This window comes from Rhodospirillales bacterium RIFCSPLOWO2_02_FULL_58_16 (assembly GCA_001830425.1).
Lineage (GTDB): Bacteria > Pseudomonadota > Alphaproteobacteria > Rhodospirillales > 2-02-FULL-58-16 > 2-02-FULL-58-16.
Genome location: MIAA01000032.1, coordinates 90908 through 100250 on the forward strand (window position 1 = coordinate 90908; position 9343 = coordinate 100250).

At 57.4% G+C, this 9343-nt stretch carries 11 protein-coding genes and 1 pseudogene (1 of these 12 only partly in view); 7 read left to right on the forward strand and 5 right to left on the reverse strand.

The annotated features are described in order from the left end of the window. A pseudogene (locus A3H92_10680) lies at positions 1 to 143 on the forward strand (hypothetical protein); it begins 184 nt to the left of the window's first position. Between the two features lie 309 nt (positions 144 to 452). Next, complete coding sequence (locus A3H92_10685; protein ID OHC74505.1) at positions 453 to 983, forward strand: hypothetical protein; 531 nt, start codon at positions 453 to 455, stop codon at positions 981 to 983. Between the two features lie 141 nt (positions 984 to 1124). Here A3H92_10685 and A3H92_10690 read toward each other — a convergent pair whose 3' ends face one another. The 5 genes from A3H92_10690 to A3H92_10710 all read right to left on the reverse strand — a co-directional run bounded on the left by A3H92_10690 (position 1125) and on the right by A3H92_10710 (position 5291). Next, positions 1125 to 2216: a recombinase RecA gene (locus tag A3H92_10690; protein ID OHC74506.1), complete on the reverse strand. Its 1092-nt coding sequence runs from the start codon at positions 2214 to 2216 to the stop codon at positions 1125 to 1127. 217 nt (positions 2217 to 2433) lie between these two features. Continuing rightward, entirely contained in the window at positions 2434 to 2919 is a 486-nt protein-coding gene (locus A3H92_10695) for a hypothetical protein (protein OHC74507.1), read from the reverse strand. 39 nt (positions 2920 to 2958) lie between these two features. Beyond that, positions 2959 to 3729: a hypothetical protein gene (locus A3H92_10700; GenBank protein OHC74508.1), complete on the reverse strand. Its 771-nt coding sequence runs from the start codon at positions 3727 to 3729 to the stop codon at positions 2959 to 2961. Between the two features lie 224 nt (positions 3730 to 3953). Beyond that, positions 3954 to 4703, reverse strand: coding sequence for a hypothetical protein (locus A3H92_10705; GenBank protein ID OHC74509.1), 750 nt, complete (start codon positions 4701 to 4703; stop codon positions 3954 to 3956). Between the two features lie 114 nt (positions 4704 to 4817). Beyond that, positions 4818 to 5291, reverse strand: a complete 474-nt coding sequence (locus A3H92_10710) for a hypothetical protein (GenBank protein OHC74510.1) — start codon at positions 5289 to 5291, stop codon at positions 4818 to 4820. An 83-nt stretch (positions 5292 to 5374) separates the two neighbouring features. Between A3H92_10710 and A3H92_10715 the strand changes: the two genes are divergently transcribed. The 5 genes from A3H92_10715 to A3H92_10735 all read left to right on the forward strand — a co-directional run bounded on the left by A3H92_10715 (position 5375) and on the right by A3H92_10735 (position 8786). Then, on the forward strand, positions 5375 to 5911 hold the full coding sequence (locus A3H92_10715; GenBank protein OHC74511.1) for a hypothetical protein: 537 nt from the start codon (positions 5375 to 5377) through the stop codon (positions 5909 to 5911). Further along, positions 5908 to 6456 (forward strand): hypothetical protein, encoded by a 549-nt coding sequence (locus A3H92_10720; protein ID OHC74512.1) that lies wholly within the window; start codon positions 5908 to 5910, stop codon positions 6454 to 6456. Before A3H92_10715 ends, A3H92_10720 begins: the two co-directional genes overlap by 4 nt. A gap of 89 nt (positions 6457 to 6545) precedes the next feature. After that, positions 6546 to 6731 carry a 50S ribosomal protein L32 gene (locus A3H92_10725; protein ID OHC74513.1) on the forward strand — a complete coding sequence of 62 codons (186 nt, stop codon included), beginning with the start codon at positions 6546 to 6548 and terminating at the stop codon, positions 6729 to 6731. A gap of 40 nt (positions 6732 to 6771) precedes the next feature. Then, positions 6772 to 7824: a phosphate acyltransferase gene (locus tag A3H92_10730; protein OHC74514.1), complete on the forward strand. Its 1053-nt coding sequence runs from the start codon at positions 6772 to 6774 to the stop codon at positions 7822 to 7824. After that, complete coding sequence (locus tag A3H92_10735; GenBank protein ID OHC74515.1) at positions 7824 to 8786, forward strand: 3-oxoacyl-ACP synthase; 963 nt, start codon at positions 7824 to 7826, stop codon at positions 8784 to 8786. The genes A3H92_10730 and A3H92_10735 overlap by 1 nt, the downstream gene beginning before the upstream one ends. Positions 8787 to 9343: the final 557 nt, after the last annotated feature.

Consider the following 9343-nt stretch of genomic DNA (forward strand, 5'->3'; position numbering starts at 1 on the left):
CGCAAATCACCGAATCGTTTTTTAACGGTCGGTTCCGGACGGGAAACATCGGGCGCGGACGCCGCAGAATCCCGGTCGTCCGTCGCTTCTTCCTTGACGCTTACCCTGACCTCATCCTTCAGGCGCTCGTCTTCAGGATTTAACCGGAATGCCGACGATGAACCCGAAACCGTTGCCGCCGCCGACAACATAGCAATAAATAATAAAAACCGGCCTCTCCGCCCCATCACAATCCCCAACATCTATGTGCCGGCAAACTCCGAACACACATCATATGGCGTTAGACACATTATCTTGTATTTTTACATTGGGCCATACCTAGCCTTGTTTTGTCAAGGGCGGCATGGGCAACGCCCGCTGAAAACACTGGACTTATGCGGACGGAATATTAAAAGATATCAGCAGGCACCACGGCGGTCTGGTCCTGACGTTCGGTCACCGGGATTTTAAATATGGCGCAGAACCTTGTTGCAGCGGATTCGCGGGAAGTGGAAACCTTCCTGGAAAAGGATCTTGAAGACTTTGTTACTTTTTTGGTCGGAGGCCAATTATTCGGCATCCCGATCCTTAAGGTTCAAGACATTCTGAGGCTGGAATACATCGCGCCCATTCCTTTGGCGCCGCCGAGGGTCATAGGATCAATTAATCTTCGCGGACGAATTGTTACCGTAGTCAGCGTGCGGGTCTGTCTCGGCATCAAAGACCGGGACGAAGACGCGATGTCTCATAAAAAAAACCCGCCGGAAGCTTCAAAGAAAGAAAAAAAGGACATGGGGGTCACCGTTGAGTATGACCATGATCTCTATACCCTGCTGGTTGACAGCGTCGGCGAAGTGGTCAGCGTCAGTTCTGAATTCCATGAGGGCAACCCCAGCACGCTTGATGCGTCATGGCGGGAATTCGCCCTCGGGGTTTACCGTCTTGAAGACCGGCTTATGGTGGTTCTCGACGTAGAGCGCCTGTTAGGCTTCAACACCCGTTAGCGCGGAATGATTTCGACGGATGTTTCCCGCAGTTTACCCCCTCCTGACCTCTCCCTTGAAGCAAGGGGGAGGATTTTTCCTTAAGGGAATCCCGGCCCCGCCGACAACGAGTCATCGTCAATAGCCGTTGGTATAATTCGTTTATTCTCCGGCGCCGTCTCTCGTGTCTTCGCCTTCATTGCCGTCAGAGGAGCCGGTCATCATTTTTCCGGAGATTTGGGCGGCGTTTTGACGAATGGCGGCCTCGATCTTGTCGGCGACATGGGGATTTTCCTTGAGAAAGTTCTTGGCGTTCTCGCGGCCCTGGCCGATGCGCTCCGAGTTGTATGAAAACCATGAACCCGATTTTTCAACGATGCCGGCCTTGACGCCGAGATCAATGAGTTCGCCCCGCTTGGAGATGCCCTCGCCGTACATGATGTCGAATTCCACCATCTTGAAGGGAGGCGCCAGCTTGTTTTTGACCACCTTGACCCGCGTCTGGTTGCCGGTCACTTCGTCGCGGTCCTTGATGGCGCCGATGCGGCGGATTTCCAGGCGCTGAGAGGCGTAGAACTTGAGGGCGTTGCCGCCGGTGGTGGTCTCCGGGTTGCCGAACATGACGCCGATCTTCATGCGGATCTGATTGATGAAGATGACCATGCACTTGGAGCGCGAGATGGAGCCGGTCAGCTTGCGCAGGGCCTGACTCATTAAACGGGCCTGCAGACCCATATGGGAATCCCCCATCTCGCCTTCGATTTCGGCGCGGGGAACCAGGGCGGCGACGCTGTCTATCACCAGAACGTCGATGGCGCCCGAGCGCACCAGGGTGTCGGTGATCTCCAGCGCCTGCTCACCGGTGTCGGGTTGCGAGATCAGCAGGTTTTCCACATCGACGCCCAACTTCCTGGCGTAGACCGGGTCCAGCGCGTGCTCGGCGTCAATGAAGGCGCATGTCCCGCCCTTTTTCTGGGCCTCGGCCACCACATGCAGGGCCAGCGTCGTCTTGCCGGAGCTTTCGGGACCATAAATCTCGATAACGCGACCGCGCGGCAAGCCGCCGATGCCGAGAGCGATGTCCAGGCCCAGCGAACCCGAAGAGATGGAATCGGCTTCCACCACCTCATGCTGGCCGAGTTTCATGATCGACCCCTTGCCGAAAGCCCTTTCGATCTGGCTGAGGGCGGCGTCAAGGGCCTTGTTCCTGTCCATATTGTCTTTTCCCACGAGCTTCAATGTGGTTTCAGCCATGACATACCTCACTTATTCCATACGGTGTTCATCTATGCAATGCGGTTCAGGGAGCGGTTGGAGACGCATATAATTAAATGTGCATATTTTGTTCCACGCCCTGTCGGGGTATATGTCCATGTTTTGTTCCGTTTGGCAAGCGTTTTTTTTGCGTTGCATAACCGCCTGAAAACAAAGGCGTTTTATGGCCCATGTTCGCACGATGTTCCAACGGGAATTATATTATCAGGTTGGTGGGGGAATCGATCCGCCGCAAGACGCCGACAATATGTTCGGTGCGTTCGATCAGCTCGCGGTCATCGGCGTTGTACCGGCGCTCAAAGTCCAGGCGGTCCTCCCAGACGGCGATGAAGTCGCGGGGACGATCCGGGTCGGCTTTCTCGCCGGTAAGGGCGCCGGTGGTGCTGTCATAGGCGGGCTGCGTCTCGGGCTGGAAGGCGAGCATATCGTATTCCCGCCATGACAGGACGCCGGCGGCATAGAGGTCCATGCTTAAATCAGAGATTTCGCGGGGCGAAATGTCGCGGATGTCAACGCCGGCGATCAGATGATCAAACGGCGTTTGTCCGGTTTTATCCGGTTTCCCTATGGAGTTGTCTTGAGTCACGGCGGGAAGCGGCGGCGCGACGAAGGGCACCAATTCGCGCCCTTTAAAAGCGTTATCCGGGTATTCCGGGCCGACGGTCAGGGCGCTTATTCTCATTTTCGCTCCCTAAAGAACCACATAGCCGGCGGTTGCTTGTCAAGCGGCGGTCCGGCTCCATGCCTCTGTTTCTTTCGGGCCTCGGCCGGCGGAAGGTTTCTCGGCCAGCTCGGCGCGCATGCGCTTGGTCTTGTACATGGCGTCATCGGCGCGTGAGAGAAGCTCATTTCCGTCATCCCGTGGTCCATAGGCCTGAATGCCGAAGCTGGCCCTCAGCGCGATCATTCGCCCGTTCCAGCCGACATAGGCATTGTTCAGGGCCTGTTCCAGGGCTTCCGCCCTGACCAGACCGTCCTCCCACGAAGAGCGCGTCAGAAGAACGGCGAATTCATCGCCGCCCAGGCGCCCGACGCAGTCACAATCCCGGATGTTTCCCCGCAAAACCCGCGCCACCTGCCGCAACACTTCGTCGCCGGCGGCATGGCCGTATGTATCGTTAACCGGCTTGAAGCCGTCCAGATCGACGTAGAGCAGCACTCCTTGTTCTTCATAACGCTCCGCCGAGGCCAGGTTTTTTTGCAACTGGCTGACAAAGCCCCGGCGGTTGAGCACTTCCGTCAACTCGTCGGTCATGGTGGCTTCTTCAAGCTGGAAAATTCGCCGCTGCAACATGGCGATGGTTTGTTCGGCCTCATAAGCGGCGTTAAGGGCGATCCTTGAAATATCGGAATGGGCAAAGTTCCCGGCGCGCCCGGACTGCGCTCTCGCCTGCTTCAGGCAATCGGCGATCAGCGAAACGCTGTAAACGAGAGATGATCGGCCGGCGTTATCCTGCGTCGCGGAGGGGAACTCGATCTTTTGCGGCTTCATGGCGTGAATCCCTTAAAAATCCCATTTTTTAAACCTTATGTCGCGTTGAGCGACGGCGAACGGCTGCCGTTTAAGAGGCAATAGCCATGCCATTAATGGTTTGTTAATTAAATCAGCCGGTTAGCCGGACGCGCCCAGGGGCGGACATGGCGGTCAGGGAAAATATTGCCTAGCCGAAGCGACAAAAATTCCGAGCGTGTTAAAGATAGGTTAAACGGCGGGGATCAGTGGATATCCTTGGCGCGCCTCTCCTTGGCGACGATCCACTTCAGTTCTTCCTTGATGATTTCGATGTGGCGGCTCGGCTCGGCCCTGAGCACCGCCGAAATTATATCCAGGCGCACCACCATCGGCATTCTCTCAAAGTTCTCCAGCATCATGAACTTGATGCTGGGGCGCACGGAGTCAGACAGTAAAAGGCTGCTCACCAGTTTCTTGCGGATGTCGTTGCGCATATTGCCGGCCTCGGTGAGTTCGAAGAACTCGTGGACGAACTTCCGGGGAGCGATTGATCCGTCCATCAGCGACTGAAGATTATAGCGTAGCGCCGTCGTATACTGGCGGCGGGTCTGAACGATTACCTTTGAAGCATGGCGCCGCACCTTGGCGATGGCGTCCGGGCTGAAGGCGCAATCGGTAATCAGCCTGATGCATTGGCTCACCTGCTTGTGCTTCGTCGTGTCGCCGACAAGGCTGATTACCTCGGAAATCAATGCCGTTTTCTTGCCCAGCGGACCCAACCGCGACGCCGCCGCCAACGCCATGGGAGCTTCGGGATCGCGGGTCGCCACCATAGCCAGGGCCAGCGGATCCTCGAAACCGCTGAGGTTCAGATTGTGGTTCAGCAGGTTCTCCGGCGTCATGATGCGCGATGTCTCGCCGGGAACGCACAAAGGTTCGCGGTTACGGTAATTGCTCTTGATCTCAAGGGCGGTGTTAATGCCCTCTTGGGTGATTCCCAGCATATTCGGCATCCCAGGTTTCTGCTCGCTCAGGAAAAATATCGTAAAACGGAATAATCAATACATACGACGCATTGATTAATGAAACATAAACCAAGACGTCTTGAGGAGGGGAAAGAGCCGGGCTTATTTCTGCAATTTTTTCTGGGTCTGTTTCTGGGTGCGGCTGAAATTGGCGATGACCCCGTCAATAAGTCCCATAGTGTTTCCGGCGGTGGGAGTTTCCCGATCAACAGGCTGAATAATGCGCGAATCTCCAAGCCCCAGGGTCTTGACGTCATGAAGCACGCCTTTATCGTCGAAGCGGAGGACGAGAACCTGACGTTCCCTCACCTCGGGTTCAAAGAAGGCGATGGTTTCGGTGCGGTTGCTGATGTAGTACCAGGTCTCCTTGTCGAAGGTGGCGACGCTGGACGGCGATCCCAGCATTTCCGCTATTTGCTCGCGGGTATGCTGACCGACCTTGATTTCCGTCAGCAGGTCGGGGTCGAGAAGATTGCCCCGGCTGTCAATGCGGGACCCGCACGCGGAAAGTCCAAGAATGAACGCTCCCGCCGACAACAATCGCAATAAATAGCTTGAGTGTTTGATCCCGCGCATTTCTACTGGCGTCAGCCCGCCGAATTATGGATGTTAAGCCTCGCACCTGCCGCCGCCTTTTGTCAATAAAAGAGAATTGCCCTATGAGCATCTTCGGCGCATTCCGCCGTTCCCGATTTGAAGACGCCGCCCATCGACTCTATGTCGCGCTGGTCGGACAGGCGCGCCGGCCGGCCTTCTACCTTGACTTCGGCGTTCCCGACACCAAGGAGGGACGATTCGACATGATTGCGCTGCATGCCTTTCTTGTCATGCGCCGCCTGAAACGAACTAACGGCGACGCCGCCCTGTTGGCCCAGGCGCTGTTTGACCTCATGTTCGCCGACATGGATCAGAACCTTCGGGAGATGGGGGTGGGCGACCTGGTCGTCGGCGGTAAGGTCAAGAAGCTGGCGAAGGCTTTTTATGGCCGCGTCGCCGCCTACGAAGATGGTCTTGACCGCGATGATGAAACGCTGGCCGCCGCCCTTGAGCGCAACGTATTCAGGGATGCCGCGCCTGAGTCCCGCAATGTCGCCGGCATGATCAGGTATATCCGGCGCGAAGCGGAATCTCTGGACGCCCAGGAACCGGCCCGGCTGATGGCGGGGGAGGTGCTGTTCGGCGCCGTCGCCCCATGACAAAACTGATGACGCCCGAATTTTCCCGTCCCGTCGCCTGCGACGGATTAAAAGAGGGGCCTAACTCCTTTGACATCGAAGCCGCCCCCAGGGAGCGCACGGCTCTTGCCGAGCGGTTCTCGCTGATTTCCATCGACAGCCTTTCGGCGACGGTGACTCTGACCCCCCGCCAAGACTCGCTGGTGCTGATGGCCGGCAAACTACGCGCCGATGTGACCCAAACCTGCGTGATCACCCTGGAGCCGGTGAAATCCCTGATCGAGGCGTCTTTTGAGCAACTCTACAGCGGCGAGGCCGATAGCGGAGAAGATGAAGACGTCATAATTTTGCTTGACGGCGCCAATGATCACGAACCTGTTATTGACGGCGTCATCGACCTCGGCGAGGCCGTCGCCGAGCAGATGGCTGTGGAATTGCCTCTGTTCCCCCGTAAACCGGGCGTTAAATTCGAGGATTTCACCACCGACAGGGATGCTTGTCCGGGCGCGGAAACTCAATCCGGCCCTTTCGCGGAATTAGGAAAACTGCTTAAAGAAGAGAAATAAAGCGGCATGCCGCTTGCTCCGCCGGCCTTTTTTGTTTAGGTAAGCACCTGCTCTCCATAATGAGGGCTTCTAACCGAAGGTATTGCAACATGGCTGTTCCAAAGAAAAAAGTCAGTAAGTCGCGCCGCAATATGCGTCGCGCCCACGATTCTCTTCCGTCGGCGGCATACGAGGAATGCTCCAACTGCGGCGAATTAAAGAAGCCGCATCACGTCTGCCTGTCTTGCGGTCAATACAAGGGCCGCGAGGTTATGGAGGCGGGCGACGCCGCCTGACGCCGTTGACGCCGCCGCCGGCTATTGAGGACTTCTTCTTTTGTCTACGCGCTTAACGCTATCGCTGGATGCCATGGGTGGAGACAACGCCCCGCGAATGGTCGTGGAGGGCATTGACATGGCGACTAAAGGGCTGCCCGGCGTGGAGTTCCTGCTTTTCGGCGACGAAAAACAGTTACGCCCGCTGCTTGACGAATTTACGAACGCCAGGGCGGTTTCCCATATTCGCCACACCGACGATATGGTGGCCAATGAGGAATCGGCAGGGTATGCCTTGCGTAGCGGGCGCAATTCATCCATGCGCCTTGCCATCAACGCCGTTAAGAACGACGAAGCGGCGGGAGTGATCTCCGCCGGCAATACCGGCGCCTTGATGGCGATGGCCAAGTTCGTGCTCAAAACATTGCCCGGCATATCCAGGCCGGCCATCGCCGCCGTATTTCCGACGATGCGCGGGGAAAGCATTATGCTGGACCTCGGCGCCAACGTTGAATGCGGCGTCGATAATCTGGTGCAGTTTGCCGTCATGGGCGAGGTTTATGCGCGCAACGCCCTGGGCCTGAAGCAGCCGACCATCGGACTCCTTAACATCGGCGAGGAGGATATGAAGGGCAACGAAGCGGTCAAAGGCGCCGCCGCCATTCTCCAGAAAATCAGCCTGCCCATAAAATTCCATGGCTTTATTGAGGGCGACGACATCGCCGCCGGAACCGTGGATGTCGTCGTCACCGACGGTTTTACCGGAAATATCGCCCTGAAAACGGCCGAGGGAATGGTCAAGATGATGGCCCACTTTATGAAAAAAGCCCTGATGGAGTCTCCCGTGTCGCGCCTGGGGGCGCTGCTGGCGCGGCCGGCGTTGAAAAGGCTGCAACGTCATTTTGATCCGCGCCTTCATAACGGCGCCATATTCCTCGGCCTCGACGGCATCTGCGTCAAAAGCCATGGAGGAACCGACGGACTCGGCTTCGCCAGCGCCATCAAGGTGGCCGTAAAATTAATTAACGACAACCTGAATGACGGCATCAAGGAAGACCTCGCCTGCCTTGAAACCGACCGCCAAGGCGTTCAGGGAGCGGCGACCTCCGGCTGATGACTCCCGGCGCCAGGATTATCGGCTGCGGCTCTTATTTACCTGACCGAATACTCGGCAATGATGAATTGTCGTCGATGGTCGATACCTCCGATGAATGGATCGTCTCCCGCACGGGGATACGGCAGCGCCATATCGCCGCCGACGGCCAGTTTACATCCGACCTGGCCGTGAAGGCGTCTTCCCGCGCTTTGGAAAACGCCGGCATTTCAGCGGACGAAGTTGATCTGATCATTGTGGCGACGACCACCCCTGACAACACCTTCCCGTCCGTCGCCACCAAGGTTCAGGCAAAGCTGGGCCTTGAAAAAGGCGCCGCTTTTGACATCCAGGCCGTTTGTTCCGGCTTCATCTACGGGCTTGCCGTCGCCGATAACTTCATCAAGGCGGGACAGGCCGAAACGGTTCTGCTTGTCGGCGCCGAGACCTTCTCCCGCATTATTGACTGGCAAGACCGCTCCACCTGCGTGCTGTTCGGCGACGGCGCCGGCGCCGTTGTCCTTCGCGCCGCCGGGAATGACGGTCGAGGCATCCTCTCCACTCACCTGCATTCCGACGGGCGTCACGGCGATTTGCTTTACGCCGACGGGGGGCCGTCATCGACCATGACGGTGGGGCATGTGCGCATGTCGGGACGCGAGGTGTTTCGTCACGCCGTCGCCTGTCTGGCCGAGATCGTCAATGAAGCCCTCGACGCCAACGGCCTGAAATGTTCGGATATCGACTGGCTGGTGCCTCATCAGGCCAATAAACGCATCATCGACGGCACGGCGCGCAAACTCGGCATCCCCATGGATCGCATAGTCGTAACCGTGGACCGCCACGCCAACACTTCCGCCGCCTCTATTCCCCTGGCGCTGGACGAGGCGGTGCGCGACGGACGAATCCGGCCCGGCCACCTTGTTCTTATGGAAGCCCTGGGCGGCGGCCTGACCTGGGGAGCAAGCCTGGTTCGCTGGTGAGCATTCACCGCCCCGCTTCGTTACGCCGGCGCTTTCCCCTCCTTACCAAGGAGGGGAGGTTGCCTCCGATATTGTTTTATGAATCACAGAGACACAGAGACACAGAGGAGGATAAAAAAAAGAAAAAGCAGGAAGAAAACCTCACTTGATCTTCTCTGCGCCTCTGTGCCTCCGTGGTCAAAACACACAGGCCGCTAACCTCCCCCAACCTGAAAATTCCTCCCCTTGCCAAGGGAGGCCGGGAGGGGTCGCCGGGCGCCCCCCCTGATCGCCGATCATTTCGGCGGCGAACACCCGGCTTTGGCCATCCAACCCGCGACCAGTTTCACCTTGTCAGGAATGCCGACCGCTTCAAAGAGGACCTTTGACACCGCCCAGTATGCGCAAGCCTTGCTTTTATCGCCCCGCTGCATGGCGACCCCGCCCAGGTTGCCGTACTGGTTAGCCATGCCTTCCTTGCGGCCCAGCTCTTTAGTCCCCTGTTAAAAACTCCGAACGCCCTTGATTTGCCGGGCGGTTTTAGCGATTTGACGTAGTCGGATTTGCAAGAAATCGTA

Bases quoted from the DNA above. Each gene is read 5' to 3' on its own strand.
- A3H92_10685 (OHC74505.1), top strand. From the start codon at position 453: ATGGCGCAGAACCTTGTTGCAGCGGATTCGCGGGAAGTGGAAACCTTC.
- A3H92_10690 (OHC74506.1), bottom strand. From the start codon at position 2,216: ATGGCTGAAACCACATTGAAGCTCGTGGGAAAAGACAATATGGACAGG.
- A3H92_10695 (OHC74507.1), bottom strand. From the start codon at position 2,919: ATGAGAATAAGCGCCCTGACCGTCGGCCCGGAATACCCGGATAACGCT.
- A3H92_10700 (OHC74508.1), bottom strand. From the start codon at position 3,729: ATGAAGCCGCAAAAGATCGAGTTCCCCTCCGCGACGCAGGATAACGCC.
- A3H92_10705 (OHC74509.1), bottom strand. From the start codon at position 4,703: ATGCCGAATATGCTGGGAATCACCCAAGAGGGCATTAACACCGCCCTT.
- A3H92_10710 (OHC74510.1), bottom strand. From the start codon at position 5,291: ATGCGCGGGATCAAACACTCAAGCTATTTATTGCGATTGTTGTCGGCG.
- A3H92_10715 (OHC74511.1), top strand. From the start codon at position 5,375: ATGAGCATCTTCGGCGCATTCCGCCGTTCCCGATTTGAAGACGCCGCC.
- A3H92_10720 (OHC74512.1), top strand. From the start codon at position 5,908: ATGACAAAACTGATGACGCCCGAATTTTCCCGTCCCGTCGCCTGCGAC.
- A3H92_10725 (OHC74513.1), top strand. From the start codon at position 6,546: ATGGCTGTTCCAAAGAAAAAAGTCAGTAAGTCGCGCCGCAATATGCGT.
- A3H92_10735 (OHC74515.1), top strand. From the start codon at position 7,824: ATGACTCCCGGCGCCAGGATTATCGGCTGCGGCTCTTATTTACCTGAC.